General features: G+C 51.3%; 22 protein-coding genes. 15 read left to right on the top strand and 7 right to left on the bottom strand.

Annotated features, from left to right (window positions below):
• Window positions 1–105: 105 nt before the first annotated feature.
• The 4 genes from ACTHPM_RS22475 (at window position 106) to ACTHPM_RS22460 (ending at window position 3870) form a co-directional block, all read left to right on the top strand.
• Window positions 106–1116: a methionine ABC transporter ATP-binding protein gene (locus ACTHPM_RS22475; protein WP_440397689.1), complete on the top strand. Its 1011-nt coding sequence runs from the start codon at window positions 106–108 to the stop codon at window positions 1114–1116.
• Window positions 1116–1784, top strand: coding sequence for a methionine ABC transporter permease (locus ACTHPM_RS22470; protein WP_440397688.1), 669 nt, complete (start codon window positions 1116–1118; stop codon window positions 1782–1784). Before ACTHPM_RS22475 ends, ACTHPM_RS22470 begins: the two co-directional genes overlap by 1 nt.
• Before the next feature lie 149 nt (window positions 1785–1933).
• Entirely contained in the window at window positions 1934–2776 is an 843-nt protein-coding gene (locus tag ACTHPM_RS22465) for a MetQ/NlpA family ABC transporter substrate-binding protein (RefSeq protein ID WP_440397687.1), read from the top strand.
• Window positions 2777–3084: 308 nt separating this feature from the next.
• Window positions 3085–3870 carry an SDR family oxidoreductase gene (locus ACTHPM_RS22460; RefSeq protein ID WP_440397686.1) on the top strand — a complete coding sequence of 262 codons (786 nt, stop codon included), beginning with the start codon at window positions 3085–3087 and terminating at the stop codon, window positions 3868–3870.
• Between the two features lie 66 nt (window positions 3871–3936).
• Here ACTHPM_RS22460 and ACTHPM_RS22455 read toward each other — a convergent pair whose 3' ends face one another.
• Window positions 3937–4182: a NifU family protein gene (locus ACTHPM_RS22455; RefSeq protein WP_076173718.1), complete on the bottom strand. Its 246-nt coding sequence runs from the start codon at window positions 4180–4182 to the stop codon at window positions 3937–3939.
• Window positions 4183–4354: 172 nt separating this feature from the next.
• Here ACTHPM_RS22455 and ACTHPM_RS22450 point away from each other — a divergent pair, with 172 nt between their 5' ends.
• Entirely contained in the window at window positions 4355–4609 is a 255-nt protein-coding gene (locus ACTHPM_RS22450) for a YuzB family protein (RefSeq protein WP_328275916.1), read from the top strand.
• Here ACTHPM_RS22450 and ACTHPM_RS22445 read toward each other — a convergent pair.
• The gene (locus ACTHPM_RS22445) at window positions 4606–5667 is read right to left on the bottom strand and encodes an NAD(P)/FAD-dependent oxidoreductase (protein WP_440397685.1); all 1062 of its coding nucleotides are present in this window, start codon (window positions 5665–5667) and stop codon (window positions 4606–4608) included. The two genes, ACTHPM_RS22450 and ACTHPM_RS22445, sit on opposite strands and share 4 nt — an antisense overlap.
• 87 nt (window positions 5668–5754) lie before the next feature.
• Window positions 5755–6861: an aminofutalosine synthase MqnE gene (gene mqnE, locus ACTHPM_RS22440; protein WP_440397684.1), complete on the bottom strand. Its 1107-nt coding sequence runs from the start codon at window positions 6859–6861 to the stop codon at window positions 5755–5757.
• Between the two features lie 430 nt (window positions 6862–7291).
• On the opposite strand from mqnE, the gene ACTHPM_RS22435 reads away from it, so the two are divergent.
• On the top strand, window positions 7292–7651 hold the full coding sequence (locus ACTHPM_RS22435; protein WP_440397683.1) for a HesB/IscA family protein: 360 nt from the start codon (window positions 7292–7294) through the stop codon (window positions 7649–7651).
• A gap of 98 nt (window positions 7652–7749) precedes the next feature.
• On the opposite strand, the gene ACTHPM_RS22430 is transcribed toward ACTHPM_RS22435, so the two are convergent.
• Entirely contained in the window at window positions 7750–7962 is a 213-nt protein-coding gene (locus ACTHPM_RS22430) for a hypothetical protein (protein WP_440397682.1), read from the bottom strand.
• Window positions 7963–8174: 212 nt separating this feature from the next.
• Here ACTHPM_RS22430 and ACTHPM_RS22425 point away from each other — a divergent pair, with 212 nt between their 5' ends.
• Both ACTHPM_RS22425 and ACTHPM_RS22420 read left to right on the top strand, forming a co-directional pair.
• The gene (locus ACTHPM_RS22425) at window positions 8175–8837 is read left to right on the top strand and encodes a YheC/YheD family protein (RefSeq protein ID WP_440397681.1); all 663 of its coding nucleotides are present in this window, start codon (window positions 8175–8177) and stop codon (window positions 8835–8837) included.
• 289 nt (window positions 8838–9126) lie between these two features.
• Window positions 9127–9270 carry a sporulation histidine kinase inhibitor Sda gene (locus tag ACTHPM_RS22420; RefSeq protein WP_136608445.1) on the top strand — a complete coding sequence of 48 codons (144 nt, stop codon included), beginning with the start codon at window positions 9127–9129 and terminating at the stop codon, window positions 9268–9270.
• 205 nt (window positions 9271–9475) lie between these two features.
• Here the strand turns inward: ACTHPM_RS22420 and ACTHPM_RS22415 are convergent, their stop codons facing one another.
• On the bottom strand, window positions 9476–10477 hold the full coding sequence (locus ACTHPM_RS22415) for an NAD(P)/FAD-dependent oxidoreductase (RefSeq protein ID WP_440397680.1): 1002 nt from the start codon (window positions 10475–10477) through the stop codon (window positions 9476–9478).
• 475 nt (window positions 10478–10952) lie between these two features.
• Between ACTHPM_RS22415 and ACTHPM_RS22410 the strand changes: the two genes are divergently transcribed.
• Together ACTHPM_RS22410 and ACTHPM_RS22405 are read left to right on the top strand one after the other, a co-directional pair.
• Window positions 10953–12146: an NAD(P)/FAD-dependent oxidoreductase gene (locus ACTHPM_RS22410; RefSeq protein WP_440397679.1), complete on the top strand. Its 1194-nt coding sequence runs from the start codon at window positions 10953–10955 to the stop codon at window positions 12144–12146.
• Between the two features lies 1 nt (window position 12147).
• Window positions 12148–12405, top strand: a complete 258-nt coding sequence (locus tag ACTHPM_RS22405) for a hypothetical protein (RefSeq protein WP_440397678.1) — start codon at window positions 12148–12150, stop codon at window positions 12403–12405.
• Between the two features lie 84 nt (window positions 12406–12489).
• Here ACTHPM_RS22405 and hemQ read toward each other — a convergent pair whose 3' ends face one another.
• Entirely contained in the window at window positions 12490–13239 is a 750-nt protein-coding gene (hemQ, locus tag ACTHPM_RS22400; protein WP_440397677.1) for a hydrogen peroxide-dependent heme synthase, read from the bottom strand.
• 255 nt (window positions 13240–13494) lie between these two features.
• On the opposite strand from hemQ, the gene ACTHPM_RS22395 reads away from it, so the two are divergent.
• The 4 genes from ACTHPM_RS22395 (at window position 13495) to dnaI (ending at window position 18175) form a co-directional block, all read left to right on the top strand.
• Window positions 13495–13791: a YuiB family protein gene (locus tag ACTHPM_RS22395; protein ID WP_440397676.1), complete on the top strand. Its 297-nt coding sequence runs from the start codon at window positions 13495–13497 to the stop codon at window positions 13789–13791.
• Between the two features lie 95 nt (window positions 13792–13886).
• On the top strand, window positions 13887–15527 hold the full coding sequence (locus ACTHPM_RS22390; RefSeq protein ID WP_440397675.1) for an alpha/beta hydrolase family protein: 1641 nt from the start codon (window positions 13887–13889) through the stop codon (window positions 15525–15527).
• Between the two features lie 79 nt (window positions 15528–15606).
• Entirely contained in the window at window positions 15607–17127 is a 1521-nt protein-coding gene (locus ACTHPM_RS22385; RefSeq protein WP_440397674.1) for a helicase DnaB, read from the top strand.
• 91 nt (window positions 17128–17218) lie between these two features.
• The gene (gene dnaI / locus ACTHPM_RS22380) at window positions 17219–18175 is read left to right on the top strand and encodes a primosomal protein DnaI (protein ID WP_440397673.1); all 957 of its coding nucleotides are present in this window, start codon (window positions 17219–17221) and stop codon (window positions 18173–18175) included.
• 99 nt (window positions 18176–18274) lie between these two features.
• Here the strand turns inward: dnaI and ACTHPM_RS22375 are convergent, their stop codons facing one another.
• Window positions 18275–18433, bottom strand: a complete 159-nt coding sequence (locus ACTHPM_RS22375) for a YqzM family protein (protein ID WP_440397672.1) — start codon at window positions 18431–18433, stop codon at window positions 18275–18277.
• Window positions 18434–18802: 369 nt separating this feature from the next.
• On the opposite strand from ACTHPM_RS22375, the gene trxA reads away from it, so the two are divergent.
• Window positions 18803–19120: a thioredoxin gene (trxA, locus tag ACTHPM_RS22370; protein WP_136608436.1), complete on the top strand. Its 318-nt coding sequence runs from the start codon at window positions 18803–18805 to the stop codon at window positions 19118–19120.
• Window positions 19121–19213 lie beyond the last annotated feature (93 nt).

Below are 19213 nucleotides of genomic sequence, written 5' to 3'. Positions count from 1 at the left end.
TTTTGATTCCGTCAAGAGGGCTTTTTATTTTGTCTGTTTACGTCGATTGGACGCTGAAAAGATAGATGCTGCAACGCAAAAGGTTCAGGGAAGGAGAGCTTTGGATTGATAGAATTAAAGCAGGTTACGAAGAAATACGGCAAGGGCGCAAGAACGACCGAAGCTTTGTCCGGACTTGATCTGACGGTTGAGAAAGGTGAAATATTCGGCGTGATCGGGCACTCCGGCGCCGGCAAAAGCACGCTGATTCGCTGCATGAATCTGCTGGAACGGCCAACCAGCGGCGAGGTTTGGGTTGACGGCGAGGACCTGACGAAGCTGGGTAAGCAGCAGCTGCAAGCGAAGCGCAGAAAGATCGGCATGATCTTCCAGCATTTCAATCTGCTGAGCTCGGCGACCGTGTACGATAATATTGCTTTTCCGCTGCGGCTGGCTCATATGGACAAAGCACAGATCGCGTCCAAAGTGAACGAGCTGCTGCAGCTGGTCGGCCTGGAAGCCCACCGCGACAAGTATCCGGCCCAGCTGTCCGGAGGCCAGAAGCAGAGGGTCGGCATCGCCCGCGCGCTTGCCAGTGACCCGCAGGTGCTCCTGTGCGACGAAGCAACCTCGGCGCTTGACCCGCAAACGACGGATTCGATCCTAAGGCTGCTGCTCGACATTAACCGGAAATTTCATTTGACGATCGTTCTGATCACGCATGAAATGCATGTTATTCAGAGCATTTGCGACCGGGTGGCCGTCATTCATCAGGGAGGCATCGTCGAAGAGGGCCCCGTCACGGAGGTATTCCTGAAGCCTAAGCATCCGGTGACCCGCGACTTTATTCTGGGGCAAGCCGGTGAGTCGGCGCAGCTTGCGCTGCATGCGCCCCATGACGGGCCATCCCGCTTATGTAAGATTACGTTCCTGGGCGAGAAGACGTATGATTCGATTCTGTCCCGAACGGCCCGGGAAACCGGCGTGGACTTTGCGATTCTGCAGGGCACCATCTCGAAAATCAAAGATATTCCATACGGCCAGCTGATTGTCCGTCTGGAGGGTGAGGACGCGGCAATAGAGCAGACAATCCGGAAAGTAGCGGCCGATGGCTTAGACGTGGAGGTGATGGACTGATGTGGGGACTTGACTTTTCGACGCTCGACTGGCATGAGATTGGCGTTGCCAGCCTGGATACGCTGAAAATGCTCGTTTCATCAGCGATCTTCACGTTCATCCTGGGCTTGCCCCTGGGCGTGCTGCTGTACCAAAGCTCGCGTTCAAGCAGCGGCTGGGTTCGTGCGGTGTACAGTATTTTGTCGGTCATCGTGAACATTTTGCGTTCGGTGCCGTTCATCATCCTGATCGTGGCGCTCATTCCGTTCACGGTATCGATCGTCGGCGTATCCTACGGCGTGCTCGGGACGATTCCGCCGCTGGTCATCGGGGCTGCCCCGTTCTTCGCCCGGCTGGTGGAAACCTCGCTGCGCGAGGTGGATCGCGGCGTGCTGGAGGCGGCGCAGTCGATGGGAGCCTCTACCTGGCAGGTCATCGTGAAGGTGCTGCTGCCCGAAGCGAGACCGGGCCTCTTGGCTGCCCTAACGATCACGGTCGTAACGCTCGTATCTTATACGGCGATGTCCGGCATGGTCGGTGGCGGCGGTTTGGGTGACCTGGCAATCCGGTACGGCTATTACCGTTATCAGATTGAGGTCATGATTATTTCCGTCCTTGCCATGATCGTTCTGGTACAGCTGCTGCAGATGGCCGGTGACCGTCTGGTGAAGCATTTTACCCGGAAGTAGGATTCAACTTTGGTAACGTCATCCGATTATCGGATGCTTATTCGGAAAACTTTTGCATCAAGCATGCTCTTTTCGGTTAAGAGAGTAACATGCGCGAAGTTTTCCGCGAATAAATCATATTAAATGGATAAACTTAAGGGGGATTTACAATGAAAAAAGGATTGTTCGCTTTGCTCAGCCTGATTTTGGTGGTGGCACTGGCCGCGTGCGGCAATAAAAATACGGATGAGAAGCCGGCTGCCGGAGGCGAAGACAAAGGCACTGAAGCTAAAACCGTAACGTTGACCGTCGGCGCTACCGCCGTACCACACGCGGAAATTCTGAAGCATATCCAGCCTGCGCTTGAGAAGGAAGGCGTGAAGCTCGAAATCAAGGAGTTCTCCGACTATGTACAGCCGAACGTGCAGACGTTCCAAAAACAGCTGGACGCAAATTTCTTCCAGCATAAGCCGTACCTTGACGATGAAAACAGCACCCGCAAAATGGATCTGGTCCCTGTCGTAGCCGTGCATGTGGAGCCGCTTGGCGCATATTCCAAGAAGCACAAATCCGTCGATGAGCTGCCAGAAGGCGCCGTGGTCGGCATTCCGAACGATAAAACGAACGGCGGACGCGCACTCAGCCTGCTGGCCGCAAACGGACTCATCAAATTGAAGGAAGACAACATGATTCAGGCTACGGTTAAAGATATCGTCGAAAATCCGAAGAACATCAAGATCAAGGAATCCGATGCCGCCATGCTGCCGCGCCAATTGGCCGAATTCGACCTGGCTGTCATCAACACGAACTATGCCCTTGATGCGGGTATCGACCCGCTGAAGGATGCGCTGTTCATGGAAGGCAAGGACAACCCGTATGCCAACATCCTGGTTGCACGTCCGGATAACAAGGACTCCGATGCGATCAAGAAGCTGGCTGCTGCCCTGACTTCCGACGACGTGAAGAAATTCATCGAAGACGAGTATAAAGGCGCAGTTATCCCTGCATTCTAAACTTCGCAATCGAATACGTTCCACACGAAAAACCGCCGGGCATGCCAGCCCGGTGGTTTTTTTGCTTTTAAGCTCCGGGGTCCATCCTTGACAGAGGGATGCGAGCGGTAAGTTGTGGGCGTCACGCAAATCTTTTATACTATATAAAGATGAACGATAAGCTTAACCTCGCTTTTCCCGGAATCCAGAGGTCATGACAGACATAAGAATAGAACCATGCGGGGAAGATGCAGCGCGGGTTTGGATAGATGCAGAATAACAGGGACTACAAGAAACAACACACCCGTGTTTGGAGAGGAGGAACACCGTTGAAGGACAAAATCGCCCTCATAACCGGCAGCGCGAAAGGTTTGGGGAAAACGACGGCATTGACGCTGGCCAGTCAGGGCTGCGACATTGCCCTGAATTACGTGCACAGCCAAAAGGAAGCGGAGGAGCTTCAGCGCACGATTCAGGAGCTTGGCGTTCGCTGCATTGCCGTTAAGGCGGATATATCGGACGCGGCCCAGATCGAGGAGCTGGTGCGCCAGGTTGAGTCCAGGCTTGGAAGCGCAGACATCGTGGTGAATAACGCGGGACCTTTTATCCGGGAGCGCAGGCTGTTCTCCGAATATACGCAGGCTGAAATTCTGTCGCTGATCCAGGGGAACCTGGTGGGGACAATGCTGCTGGATCATCTCGTGCTGCCCGCGATGCGTCACAAACAATGGGGACGAATCATCCACTTCGGTTACGGACACGCGGCGGAGGCCAGAGCGTGGCCGCATCGCGCCGTATATGCAGCCGCCAAGACAGGGCTCGTGTCCTTTACGAAAACGCTGGCCGTGGAAGAGGCGCCTTTCGGCATCACGGTGAATATGGTCTGTCCGGGCGATATTCGGGGAGACAACAAGGAGAAGTCCATCGCAGAGGTGGCGGGGCTGGTGGACGGCGAAACGCCGCGGGGAAGACCCGGCAGCGGAGAAGATATCGCGCGCGTGATCCGCTATCTGTGCCATCACGATTCCGATTTTATGACGGGGAATATTATGGACATTACAGGGGGGCTTGACCCGATCCGTCCATGGATTGAACCGGCCCATCCCAAATCATAGCCCGTACAAAAAAGAGTCCTGCCTTCATATCGAAGTGCAGGACTCTTGTGTTCGTATAAAATGGGATTAGAATACTTGGATAACGTCGTTGATTCCTTCAACTTCCTCAACGAGGGCGCGTTCAATCCCGGCTTTGAGTGTAATAGTGGAGCTTGGGCAGCTGCCGCATGCACCCATCAATTTCAATTTCACGATGCCGTCTTCCACGTCAACCAGTTCCACGTCACCGCCATCGCGCTGAAGGAACGGACGAAGCTTATCCAGCACTTCTGCTACCTCATCATACATGGTGCTTTGTGCGTTTTCGCTCATTAGTTTCAACTCCTTTCCTATAATGATTATTATATTACAAACGGAGATAAAATAAAATGGCTATATCTGCTCCAAAAAGAAAAGACGAAGACATTGATATTATACACAACCCTCGCTAAACTATAAAGGTGTCCTTCATTATCTTGAATTCTCGTGAAGCAGGTGATACCAAATGAGACCCATCATCGAATTTTGCACGAACAACATGCATTTCGGGACGGATGAAGTCATGGACAATCTGGAGGAAAATCCGGATTATGATGTTATAGAATACGGCTGTCTAAGCAACTGCGGCCAATGCGCGATGATGCCATTCGCGATGGTCAACGGCGAAATCATTGATGCCGACAGCGCGGACGAGCTGTATGAGGCCATCATGGCCAAAATAAAAGAACTCGAGGCCTGGGACAGCCTCGAGCTGGATTAGCCGAAATGGCGTCTGGATAACCAGAGTACCCCGCTCTTCAGGAGACGGGGTACTCTTCCTTTTACGGAGGTTTTCCCCATCAGGCCGAACCCGGCCTTGCTGCCGAGTGAGCCGAGCGTGCCTTTCAGGCGTATTTTATGAAGCTTTGGCGTGTCTCCGCGCCAGAGAGCATGCAGAACTTCCGCGACTTGCTCGGCCTGCGCTCCTGCAGCCTGTGCGCTTGGGGCAAACGGGATGCTTGCGCAGTCGCCTACGACATAAACCTCGGGATGTTCCGGGATTTGCGAATACGAGTTGAGAAGAACCCGTCCGCCCGGATCCTTTGGCACATCGAGGTCCTGAACCACCTTCACGGGCTGAATGCCGCCGGTCCAAATCGTCACGTCCGTATGGATCGGCTCGTCCCCGTTATACACAACCCCATCCTCGAAACGGCATACAGAGATGTGTGATCTCGTAATGACGTCATGGTCGCGGAACCATTGCTCGACATAGGCGGATACCGTGGACGGGAAGGCCGAGAGAACGCGGCTTCCCCGGTCGAGAATCGTAATGTTCAAATCGGGACGGCTTTCGCGGAGCTCGGCTGCCGTTTCGACGCCGCTCAGGCCGCCGCCGACAATATGCACCTGCCCATAAGGCTTGATATCATTCAAGCGTTGATACGTTTGTCTTGTGCTGGAGAAGGTCTGAATGCTGTTCGTGAACTGCTCCGCACCCGGAATGCCGTGGTAACGGTCGGTACAGCCGAGCGCAATGACGAGATAATCGTAATCGATCGGTTCGTCGTTCTCCATCAGCACCCGTTTGTTCTCGAGGTCGACGGAGGTCACTTCGCCGTAGCGCTTGGTCAGCTGTTGATGGTTTGGAAACTGGATCCGCAGATCAAAATCCGAAGCGGTTCCCGCCGCGAGCGCATAGTATTCCGTTTTGATGCCCTGAAAAGGCATCCGGTCCACCAGCACGATTTCGATATCAGGCGGCAGGTGGCTGCTGATCAAGCCCTGAATCATGGCTAGACCGCCATAGCCTCCACCTAGAATGACAAATTTTCTCATTGGGTCCGTCTATCCTTTCTTGAGTCCAATAATGAATGCCACTTCCCGAAAATACAAAGACCAGGATTGAATTTTCTTAGTTCCTACCTACTCGTAAACTTTGATTTCATTGTAGAACGTATCCCGTTCAACAGGAATTCGGCCTGCTCCCTTGACCAGCCAGATCAGCTCTTCACGCGTCATTCCTTCTGGCGTCAACGCTCCGGCGGCGTGACTGATACGTTCCTTAAGGATCGTGCCGTGAACGTCGGAAGCCCCGAATGAGAGGGAAACCTGAGTCAGCTGCGGACCGATGTTAATGAAGTACGCTTTGATGTGATTGAAATTGTCGAGCATCAATCGGCTAATGGCAATGGTTTTCAGATCCTCGTAAGCGGAGTTGCGGCGCATGATGCCGGCATTCTTGTTTCTTGGCTGCATGGAAAGCGGAATGAAGACCAGGAAGCCGTTCGTTTCATCCTGGAGCTCGCGGATCTGCATCATGTGGCGAATGCGGTCCTCGTGGGATTCGATGGAGCCGTAAAGCATCGTGGTGTGGGTCTTCATCCCGAGCTTGTGCGCGGTCCGGTGAACGTCAAGATACTGCTCTACGTTCGCTTTCTCCACTCTCATTTTCTTGCGGTATTGGTCCGACAGAATTTCGGCGCCACCACCCGTCAGGGATTTCAGTCCGGCCTTCTGCAGCTCTTTAAGAACCTGTTCAGTGCTGAGACCGCTAATGCGGGTGAAAAACTCTATTTCTGCAGCCGTATATGCCTTTAGTGTAACATCAGGGAAGCGGTCCGTCAGCGCCTGCAGCGAATCTACAAAATATTGGAACGGCATGTGGTTGTTATGCCCTCCGACAATGTGGAATTCGCGTACGCCCGGGTGAATGTGCTGCTCGACGTATTCGATCATTTCTTGACCGCTCAGCGTATAGGCACCTTCATCATCCAGATCCTTTCTGAAGTTGCAGAATGCGCATCTGGCTTCGCATACGTTGGTGAAGTAAAGGCTCATATTCTCAATAAAATAAACCTTTTTACCGTTTTTGCGCAGATTGACCTCATTGGCCAGCTGGCCCAAAGTCAACAAATCATCCGTTTCATAAAGAAATACACCGTCTTCGAGGTTTAGACGCTCCCCGTGCCGAACTTTTTCAGCAATTTCCGCCATTCTTGTGTCAGCGTTAGGTGTTACGATCATGGACATATCCATTCCTCCTGTTCAAATTTGGATGGGATGCGGTTTAAGGTGAAAAAACACAAAAAATCCGCTCGTCGGAAGGTGTCCGGCTTCATTCAATCAAGTCTTAAGTAACGGCTTGTTAATGCGCTCCGGAGAGCAAAGGCCGGTTAAATGTAGGTGGCAGGTCTGCTTGCCGGCAGCTTGAATCCAATGCAATGATTTTGTGAAAAAAATTACAAAAAATTATGGCAGACCATTGTCATGCAGGTGACAAAATTCCGACAAATGCCTTTCCCTTATCACCCACCCTATTATAAACCGCCCATTCGGGCTCCGCAATACACTGAACAGGAAAAAAAAGGGCGGCAGCGCCTCGCTTGGGAGACGGGAGTTACTTGAGAGGATCAAATTTGTGGAGTATACTGAGCTTAAGTAACACGAAGGAGGGTAACCTATGATTAACATTAGCGATTCCGCTTCCGATAAGCTTAAAGAAATGCTCGCCGAGCAGGAGATTCCGAATATGTTTCTTCGCCTGGGTGTGCAGGAAGGCGGCTGCAGCGGCTTCTCCTATGCCATGGGATTCGACGATGAAGAATCGGAGAACGACGTATACATGAACGTCAACGACCTCAAGGTGGTGGTTGACAAGGAAAGCCTGCCGCTGATCAACGGGCTTGAAATCGATTTTGAAGACGCCGGCATGAGCGGCGGGTTCACGATGAGCAATCCGAACGCGACGGCAACCTGCGGCTGCGGAGCTTCCTTCCGCACGGCGACCAATGCCGGCAAGCCTGCGCCCGAAGAGTGCTGATCAGACAACGTATCGGTTCTTAGGCTGAAAAGGCTCGCACCAAGCTTCAGAAAGAAGCGGTGCGAGCCTTTTTGCGTTGTCTTGGGGTTGTAAGTACTTTAGGAAGCTGGAACGATGAAGGTTTGGTTCACCATGAACACGATCATCGCGGCTGCAAGCAGGGAAAATACAATGCAGCCGGTACCCAGTCCCTTGCGTTTATCTTTAATGAATTTAAATCCGATAGCGAAAATTGCAACGGTGACGGCAGCAAGCGAGATCGACATGCCGACGATCGCGATCCAGTACAATACTCTAAAAAATTCAGCCACGGCCAAGTTTCCTCCCTTTGTCACATTCAAATCCCATTATAGCCCATAACATCATAGACGCCAATAGAACTATTATGGCAACATTCCGAAGGATTTACTCCGCATTCCCCCGTTTTTGGCGCTAGTTTGCCCCGGTATGTACAAACATACAGGAGAGAAATCCGCCTTGCGAGTATGCTAAAAGATATGAGCGAGGAAAGGAGGCGGTACGAGTGGGGGGAAGACAGCTGGCAAGCAAGTGGCTCAAAACGGAAGCACTGCTGACAGATCCCGAAGTAGCCCCTTATATACCGCAGACAAGAGCGCTGAGTAAAGAAAATCTCCAGGAGATGCTTGAGGCCTTTGGATTTGTTGTCGTCAAGCCGATCGTAGGGGGCGGAGGATACGGCGTAATCAAGGTGGCCCGGTCAGGGGAAGGCTACAGCATAACCCAATCGTCCAGAACGCGTCGTTATGCATCCTTTCAGGATATGTATCAGGCGCTGATGCGGGTGAAGGTAAAACGGAGATATTTGATCCAACAGGGAATTCACCTGGCCAAAATCCAGGGCCGCCCGATCGATTACCGCGTAAAATACGTTAAGAACGGATCTGTATGGGAATTCCGGGCGATGGTGGGCAGACTCGCAAGAAAAGGGTTGTTCGTGACCAATCTGAGCAAGGGAGGCTATATGCTGAGCTGCAGAGAGGGGATTCGCCGATCTTTGCCGCATATCAATTCGTCTGCCAAGCGAAGCGAGATGCGCAGCATCACGCGCAAATGCACGGCCATTCTGGAGCAGCAATTCCCGGGCATCGGACAGCTTGGCTTTGATTACGGGCTGGATTACAGCGGGAAAGTATGGATCTTCGAGGTGAACACGAGACCGCAGTAAAAAATAGCATTTTCGGTTGTTTAGTTAACCATAATGAGGGTAATGAATGGTAGATTGTTAGTTTTTTACAAGTAAAGGAAAAATATTTTTTGGCTTACCCCGAGGCTGAATGTCCTGTGTATAACTTTTATCCCCAAAACCCACTGCAATTTCATTGATATTACGACACTTGCTAACAAATTATACACAGGATTTCCACAACTGCCTGTGGATACTGCGAACGCTTGTTCCACTTCTGGATGTTTGATATGATAGTTTCGAGGAAAAAATAGGAAAGGATGTGAAAGGAATGGCTATCTTGACGGATGAAATGCTTCTTGATTCTTATCATGCGGCCGTAGAGTTGATGCTGGACCGGGATTTCATAACCCTGCTGCTGGCGGAAATTCATAAACGGAATCTGGAGGCTGTCCAGCCGAGCGTCGTTCACTAAAAAATAATATTCCGCTACACATCCAACGTCATTTGTTTCCTTAAAAGCCATTGCGTTCTGTCATCTTAACACGTCATGGAGGTGTAGAATCTATTATTCAGATACATAGAACGAATCATCAAAAAATGAGGGTACCCTTTGCAGACTGCATACATTCGCAGGCTGATCAAGGATACCCTTTTTTGTGTCCGATAGATTAACTCGTTTAAAGCTTCATGTTGCTGCTGTGTCCCGGAGAGAGCTTCGCTTCCGGATCGATGTATACCTTGGCGTTATTGACGGCGGTCGGCGCTTCGCCGAATCCGACGGCAATCAGCTTCAGCTTGCCGGGATACGTCGTAATGTCGCCTGCTGCAAAAATGCCCGGAATGTTGGTTTCCATTCTCGAATCGACGAGGATGGAATTCGACTCGATCTCGATGCCCCATTCGGCGATCGGACCAAGCGAAGAAACAAAGCCGAAATTGACGATGACGTCATCGACTTCGATTTCTTGTGTTTCTTTGGTCTTCACATGCGAAAGCGTGACTTTGGTAATCGCGTCCTCGCCATGCAGACCGGTGATTTCCGTCGGCGTTACGACGTTTACCTTGGAATTCATCAAGTTCTCCACGCTGTGTTCATGCGCGCGGAATTTGTCACGGCGGTGAACCAGGGTTACCTGCTCGGCGATTGGCTCCAGCATGAGTGCCCAGTCCACGGCAGAGTCGCCGCCCCCCGTTATGAGGACCTTTCTGTCCTTAAACCGGTTCAAGTCATTGACGAAGTAATGAAGGTTTGATTTCTCGAACCGCTCCGCGCCTTCGACTTCGAGACGGCGGGGCTGGAACGCGCCAACACCGGCCGTGATGATGACGGCTCTTGCATGATATTCACCCTTGTCCGTCGTTACGATGAAATGGCGTTCATCCTGCTTTGTAAGCGAGGTGACCCTTTCCTCCAGACGGACGTTTGCATCAAAAAGCTCCATTTGCTTGGACAGATTGTCCACAAGCTCCTGGGCGGTTACTTTGGGAAAGCCGGCGACGTCGTAGATGTATTTCTCGGGATACAGAGCCGTCAGCTGCCCGCCGAGCTGCGGCATGCTTTCGATCAGCGTGACCGATGCCTGGCGCATGCCGCAATAAAAGGAAGCGAACATGCCGGTTGGACCTCCTCCAATGATGAGCAGGTCGGATAGTTCAACACCATCTGCATGTGATGTCATTGTATATAAGCACCTCCAGCTTGGGAATCAGGATTGAATATGAATAACCTCTCTCATTATAATATATCCCGCTTCGGGCTGAAAGCGAACTGGAAGCAACCGATGTGCAAAACCTGGAAAAACAGGGAGGGACGAATGGGCCAGACAACCCGAAATATGCTTGTAAAATCCCGCTTTTGGCAAGGAAACCAGGTCCAAATAAGACTTGATCTTTTGCCTGAAAGTAGCTATCATTTCAATTGTGCATTACCATCTTTTTGTCGAAATAAAGACATGTAAGCCCCAATTTTTGAATATGGTTAATTGACCGCTGATAAAACTTTCCACAGCTGTCAGAATGTTGCGATTTCTATACCGTAAACGGCGGAGATATTGATCGCTGCCTGATTATTAAAGTGTATAATTTCACAATAACTTTTGTAATGTATCACAAAATATATAAATATATAAAGCAGGATGTGGAAGGAGCAAGATGATGAGCAACATTCCCAAGATCGTAATCCTTGGCGCGGGATATGCAGGTATTCTGACAGCACAGCGACTTCAAAAGGAATTGAACTATAACGAAGCCGATGTTACGCTGGTGAACCGCCATGATTACCACTATATTACGACCCATTTGCATATGCCTGCTGCAGGCACGGACAGCGTTGAAAATACACGTGTTCCCATTTCGAAGCTGATAGACGAATTCAAGATCGATCTTGTCAAATCCTCTGTACAGGAAATCCGGCCTCATGAGAAAAAGGTCATTTTGGAAGATGGAACTCTTTCTTACGATTATCTTGTCATTTCGCTGGGCGGGGAATCTGAAAGCTTTGGCATTCCGGGTCTCGCAGACTATGCTATGACGATTCGCAGCATTAACTCGGTGCGCCTGATCCGCAAGCATATCGAATACCAGTTTGCTTTATATAAAAACGAAAGACATCCCCAGGAGCGTCTGAACTTTGTCGTTGGGGGAGCCGGCTTCAGCGGCATCGAATTCGTGGCAGAGCTTGCCGACCGGATGCCGGAGCTGTGCAAAGAATTTGACGTGGATCCGAACCTCGTCAACATTTACAACGTGGAAGCTGCGCCTACCGCGCTTCCGGGCTTTGCACCTGAGCTGGTGGAATACGCAATGGACGTTCTCAAGAGAAAAGGCGTGACCTTCAAGATCGGTGTCGCCATCCAGGAATGCACACCGGACGGGGTTCTGCTCGCCACAGGTGAAGAGATCAAAGCGGCAACGGTGGTATGGACCGGCGGCATCCGCGGCAACCACATGATTGATGCGGCAGGCTTTGAAACGGCGCGCGGACGCGTGAAGGTGGATGAATACCTCCATGCGCCGGGACACGATCATATTTATATCATTGGAGACAATGCCCTCGTCTTTAATCCGGAAGGCCGGCCATATCCGCCGACGGCCCAGATCGCGATGCAGCAGGGCGTGTGCTGTGCGCATAACATTGTCGCAGCCATCCGCAACCAGCAGCCGCGAAAGTTCGTTTACAGCAACAAAGGCACGGTCGCTTCCCTCGGCAAAGGCGAAGGCATTGCTGTGGTCGGCGATAAGCTGATCAAAGGATGGAGGGCCGCCCAGCTGAAGAAGCTCGTGGATATGCGTTATCTGTTCATCATCGGCGGCATTCCGCTCGTCCTGAAAAAAGGGAAGTTCCTGTAAGATGCGGCACTGCAGCGTTCAGGTCCGCTCACTTTTGACGAGGGATGAGCTGGACCGTTACAATGCGTTGATGGAAGTCGGGGCTTATCTGGAAGACCAGAACCGCTATGATCTGGTCTACACGGTTCAGAAGGAAATCGACATTTTGATCCTGCCTGCCATCGAACGGCTGAAGGAGAAGAGCCGCGACCGCGACCGGGCGACGGCGGAATTTCTGGAATCTCTGAAGCAGCAGGCAGATGAAGAGGAATCGGTTTAAGATTCGCGCGAGAGTATGGCCATTATAATAGAAATAACCGTCCCGAAGGGGACGGTTATTTTTTGATGCCACATGTAGGGCTGATTATACTTTCAGCATTTCTTCAAACGATTCGGCGGTCAGCCGCGTGCCAACGAAGAAGCTGCCGAATTCGGCGTAACGCGCGCTGACTTCGTCAAAACGCATTTCGTACACGAGCTTCTTGAACTGAAGCGCGTCGTCGGCAAACAGCGTAACTCCCCATTCCCAGTCGTCGAAGCCGACGGAGCCGGTGATGATTTGCTTCACTTTGCCTGCATAAGAACGGCCGATGAGTCCGTGGCTGCGCATCATGTTGCGGCGTTCTTCCATGTCAAGCATGTACCAGTTGTCGTTTTGATCGCGCTTCTTGTTCATTGGATAGAAGCAGATGTACTGCGTCTTCGGCAGAATCGGCTTCAGGCGCGCAATGACTTGCGGGTTCTCCATCGGATCGCCGCCGCCCGAGCCTGCAAGGTAATTGCTGAGCTCCACGACGCTGACATAGGAATACGACTTCGTCGTGAAGCGGGCAAACAGGGTTTTATTGAATGCGGTTTCCGCCGCGTTAAGTTCCTCGAGCGTCTCGCGCAAATGCATGATGATGAAATCAGCCTTTTGTCCCACGATCGTGTAGACTGCCGTACTGCCTTGATTGGCGGATTCAATATCCGACCATTCCTTCATGAATTCCTGCAGCTCGTCAAGCGCCATGGCGCGTTCTTCGTCGTCTGCGGACTTCCAGGCCGACCAGTTGATGGAACGAAAATCATGAAGAGCGTACCAGCCTTCTAAAGTGGATGCTGCTTCGTTCATTGTATCGATCACTCCCAAATTTAGTTGCTTTCTAACCCGAATATCTTCTATATATTGTATCCAACCCCACAGGAAAGAGCAAATGAAGTCACAATCTATTCAATTATTGTTCGTTGCTTCGTGACAAATTTTCTAGTAAACTTACTACATAATGTCGCGGCAGCGATGCTTAGCCTGTATTTTCGGGAAATGTGAACGGTTACCATCGCATACGGAAAAGAGCGGGTCAGAGAGAAGAAGAGGTGAGCAGGTTAGATGCAGTTTATTCCTGTGTTGGTGCTGATGGTTTTATTTTTTGTGATGATGTTCGGTATCGGCTTCATCTTAAATATGCTTATGAAGACGACGTGGTTTCCTTCCTATTTGTTCATCGTCGTCATTTTGCCGCTTGTGGTGTACTCGCTGTGGGACCGCGGCGAAATTTCATTCATGAACCATTTGGCATCGTTCCGCGTGGTCGACTATTTGACGGGCCTCGCAGGTCTTGCGGGTGCCGTGATCAGCGGGTTATCGATTCAGTCGCTCCGCAAGAGCGGATTCAAAATGTTTTAATGAGGAACCATGGACAGCTCTCCGGAAGGAGGGCTGTTTTGCTTCATATAAATAGAAGGTAATGTATGAACTAGAGTCCGAAAGGAGGATGAGCATTGATAAAGAGATCATGGCTATCCGTCTTATTGATCGTTATGCTGCTAGGCTGTTTATTTCCAAGGGAGCAGGCGAGCGGGGCCGGGGCACCGTGCGTGCCGGTCCGCACAGCCGTAGAAGCCCTGGGAGGGAGCGTGCTCTGGAACAAGGAAGAGAAGGCATTAAAGGCAACGCTTGGTCAGCTGAAATGGAGCATCGTCGTCGGCAGCAGCCTGTCAGAACGGAATGGCAAGACGTTTGAACTGGTTCAGCCTACGGTATTGAACGCAGATAAAAAGGTATGCGTACCGCTTGCGTCCTTCGGTAAAGCTTTGGGCGTTGATCTGGAGCAGCATAACGGAAAGTGGCTGCCGAAGAGAGGGGACGCGGTCGGCCTGGGCATGTATTGGATGAGGCTGCTGCAGCTGGGGTACTTCGAAGAGGCCCGGAGCATCATGAACGGCCGGCTTGCGGCTATTTTCCCGGCGGATGCGCTGGGGCAGTACCGGGACAGCCTCGAAGCAACCTACGGGACTTGGACGCTGCTGAAATCGGACCTTCGGGAGGATCTTGTACATAAACATGCGGTTCTGGTATACCAGACTCCGCGCGGCAAAAGCTTCAAGATGGAGCTTCGGTTTGACCGCGAAGGCAAGCTGGACGACCTTGCGGCACTGCGCAGCACGTCCGATACCTATCTCTCTCCCTCCTATGAAAATCCAATGGCATACGCCGAGGAGAAGGTCATCGTAGGAACGGATGGCCTTCCACTGCCCGGTACGCTGACGCTGCCTGTCCCTTCCGAAGGAAAGGTGCCGGCGGTCGTGCTCGTTCACGGATCGGGTCCAAACGATGAGGATGAATCGTCGGGCGGCGGCAAAATGTTCAGGGATATCGCGGTCGGACTCGCGAACGAAGGAATAGCCGTTCTGCGCTACTCCAAACGGACATATGAATATCCCAACCGCTCGTTAAACCCGACCTTTACCGTTCAGGAGGAGACGATCGAGGACAGCTTGTCGGCGGTCCGGCTATTGCAGAAGGACGAGCGGATCGACCCCGCAGCCATCTATGTGCTGGGACACAGCCAGGGAGGCATGCTGGTTCCCGAGATCCTGGAGCAGGATCTGGACAAGACGATTGCCGGTGGGGTGCTGCTGTCGGCTCCATCAGGCTCACTGGAGGATCTGATGCTTCAGCAGTATAAGGGAATTCTGGAGCGGGCCAGCGCCGATCATGAAACTGTCGCGGAGCTGGAGCGGAAGCAAGCGAAAGTGGATGCATGGCAGACGGCCGTGGATTTGCTTCATGACGATGCATATTCCAAGGAGCACCTCCCTGCGAGCTTCCCGCTGCAAAGCCCCTATTGGTGGTATGATATCCGGCGCTACAGCGCCCCGATGATCGCCCGCAGCCAGCATGTTCCGCTGCTCGTTATGCAGGGGGACAACGACGTGCAGGTACCGCCAGCAAGCCTGAAGGTATGGAAGCAGGCGCTTGACAGCAGAGCGGATGTGCAGTATAAATCATATCCTGGGCTGAATCATATGTATGGTCTGTACGGCCAGCCTTCGACCGGCGATGAGTACCGATTTCCGTCGAATGTGCCGGAGACGGTGATTCAGGATATAGCCGAATGGATTCATTTGGCGGTAAAATAATCGTCGAAATATATCGGAGATGGGATTCCATTTATGATAGAATAGAGAAAGTCTACGTTACGATGGGAGGAGCCAACATATGCATATGAAGAGCTTGCTGCATTTTACGGAAAACCACAGGTACTGCGTGTATCGGGATTTTTGCTTAAGCAGCCTGGACGGCAGAATGCTCAGCTCGGTATACCAGCCCATGGTCGGAGCCTTCGCCATCAGTTTGTATCATCTGCTGTTTCAGCAGATTCCTATAGAAAAGTTGGGTTATTCTCCGCTTGAGCAGCAGCGCCGTCTATTTCTGACACTAGGGCTTGAGCCAAGCGAAAAAGGACGGAAGTTCCTGATCGAGCAGGCTTCGCTGCTGGAGGCCGTGGGCCTGCTGCAAACCTGCCGCATGTACATGCCTGAGCAAGAGGACTATATTTATGAATATGAGCTTCAGCAGCCGCTGTCTCCTGCAGATTTTTTCAATACCCAGCATCTGACGCTGCTGCTTCGGGATAAGATCGGCAAGTTTGCCGTATTGTCGCTCCGCGAGGAGCTCTGGGCCAGGGAACCGGAGGAGTTCTCCGATTCGACCGCCGGCCACAAAGAGAATATATCGCTGGCATTTTACGATATCTTCGAGCTGAACACCCATGTCATCGATTATGAGCTGGAGCAGGCGCTGTCCGAAGTATCCACGGCAAGGCAGCCTGGCGTCCGTCTGTCTGAAGACGAGGATGCCTTGAATTACGCCGACATCATTCTCCGTTTTCCGAAAGATTCAGTGAACCGGGGACATGTGGAGAAGCTTCGCTTCAATCACGAACAGATGGGGATCATCAATTATGTGGTGAACAAATACGATCTCAGTGTGCAGGATTTATGCCGTCTGCTGGATGAGGACGGTGTCTTCGCGGAAGACGGCGGAATTGCGCTTGAGGAGCTTCAGCGCAAGGCCAACCTGCATTTCCGCCAGGGCAAGCGCCGTCAGGAACAGCGCGAGGTGTATGCGGGCAAGGTGGTTTCGTTCCGCCAGAGCGAGGGTGCGCAGGACCCGGCGCCGCTCGAGCATGCCGTCGAGATGGAATATTACGTCGATGTTCCGGTCCAGTTCCAGTCCAAATGCGACATTCACCAGTATAATATGATGCTGCGCAATGAACCGTATACGAAGCTGCTCAAAACCTTTTTTCCGGGTTCCATACCGGATAATTTTTTGGATATTTTCGATAAAATTGACCACAGCTATAAGCTTCCGGGCGAGGTCATCAATGTACTGATACATTATTTAATGTCACTGCTGACTGCAGGCGGGAACGAACAGCGCGTCAACCGCAACTTCGTTGAAGCGATCGCTTCGAACATGCTGCTGAAGCAGGTCAACTCGTATGAAAAAGCCGTTCAATATATACGTGACCAATCCAAGGTCAAAGGAAAACAGGCTGCAGCTTCCGGAAGCGCAAGAACGCGTACATATGGCGGCAGCAAGCCGGTACGGATGAAGCCTGAAATACCGATCGCCCAAGAAAATAAAGCGATGGACGCGGTCAGCGAAGAAGAATTCGAAGCCATGCTGCGCATGGCGGCTGAAATGCAGGCAAGCAAGAAAAAGGGAGTATAAACCAAAATGAGGCACATGAAATGAACTAAAGGAAAACGACTGTGGTTCATTTTACAAGGCTTTGGCTTTGGGCAGAAAGGAGGAACTGCGTATGGAATCTATGGGTCAAGTATTGAAGCAAATGAAGGGGCCATCCTTTTTAAAAAGGTCGCAGGCCATTTTCGATGAGCTGATGAGCGATCCGATCGTCAAGGAGCTGCGGGACGAGCATCCCGAGCTGGATGAAGCGAAACTCCGGACCAACCTGCCCCGGCTCTATCAGTATGTTCATGACCTTCGCAATTGCGGGAATTGTCCGGGGCTTGACCGATGCCCGAATGATTTTCAGGGACATTACAGTAAGCTGGAGATCCGGGAGCTGAACGGTCAGGTAGAGCTCATTGAGCGGAAAACGGCTTGTTCGCTCCAGATCGCGCGGGAGAACGAAGACCAGATCAAGAAACGGATTCGCAGCTTCTATGTGGATGAACGCGCCCTTCAAGAGGGATATAACGAAGTCGAGATCATGGGGAAAGACCGACTGCGCGCACCGGCCGTCAATCAGGTATTCCGTTACATTCGCGACGTCAAGGAAGAGGGCCTCACCCCGCAAGGACTGTATCTATACGGTTCCTTTGGAACGGGCAAAACGTTTTTGATGAGCTACCTGCTGCATGAGCTGGCCACTCGCGGTTATACGGGTGTGATCGTATACATGCCCGAATTCGTTGAGGATTTGAAGTCAATGCTGCAGGACAATCAGAAGCTGAAGGATACGGTCGAAGTGATGAAAAACTGCGATCTGCTCATTTTTGACGATATCGGTGCGGAGAATTTGAGCCCTTGGGTGCGTGATCACGTGCTTGGAGCCATTCTCAATTTCCGCATGAACCGCAAGCCGACCTTTTATACCTCGAATTATGACCTAGCGGGCCTGGAGAAGCATCTGAGCTTCACGAACAAGGACGGCGAGGAAATGCACAAGGGACAGCGGCTTATGGACCGCATTTCCCCATTCGTGGATGTCGTGCATCTGCATGGCGAGAACCAGCGGCGAAGCCGGGGATAACGACGGATTTATATTGTGGCGAGCGAAAAAAGCCTGACCTACTGCCCATTGGGCAGCAAGGTCAGGCTTTTTGGGTTTGAGCGTATCCGCAAGGTTCCGTTAGCCGGAAATAACAAACTTGATAATGACCATGACAGCGAAAATAAGGGTCATAAGCAAAGCCATGCCCCCGAAGCCGTTCATCAGATCCATCAAGTCATTGCGCGGCTCTTCGTTCACGTGTTTCCGCGGATCGTTTGCTTGCACGTTTGCATCCATAATCACAATGCCTCCCTCAGGATGGTTTCACATTATGTAAATGAGCGTTGTCATTGACAGAGAAACCCGAGTTAACATTAGTATACCCAATTTCCAAAGAATTTGTAAAGAATATATGGTGAATACTTATAGAGGGGACGCGGGCTTCGCCGGCTTATACGGCAGAAAAAAGGGCGGCTCGGACCGGAGCCGTTTAAGCGGGGCGAAATTCGTTTAATTGTACTCATATGAAGCAACACTTTGGGGCAAAGTTCACAAGATCTGTAATTAAGGAATTTACATTTCAAGAAACAATGTGTTATACTTAAACTGTCCGAAAAGACATATCAGTTTGTTGAAATTCAGCTTTTTATAAGGAGGAAAATGATTATGGCTATTGTGAATGTAACTGACCAATCCTTTAATGCTGAAATTGAAGGCCAAGGTACAGTATTGGTTGACTTCTGGGCGCCTTGGTGCGGTCCTTGCAAAATGATCGCTCCAATTCTGGATGACCTTTCAAACGAAATGGGCGACTCCGTGAAAATTGCCAAATTGAACGTGGATGAAAATCCGGAAACGGCTTCCCGTTTCGGCGTGATGAGCATCCCGACATTGATCTTCTTCAAAGACGGCCAACCTGTTGATAAAGTGGTAGGTCTGAATTCCAAGGAAAACCTGAAGAATATCATCTCCAAACATCAATAATTAAGCATATTTCACGATCAACCATATGATGCGCCTCCGGATAATCCGGGGGCGCTTTGTTTGGTTGTTTTGCGATAACTCTTTGGATTTTAT

Origin of the sequence: Paenibacillus sp. SAFN-054 (assembly GCF_051966755.1) — a bacterium.
GTDB lineage: Bacteria > Bacillota > Bacilli > Paenibacillales > Paenibacillaceae > Paenibacillus_AQ.
The sequence above is the reverse complement of the archived record's forward strand: the minus strand, read 5'-3'. Positions and strand labels throughout refer to the sequence as shown.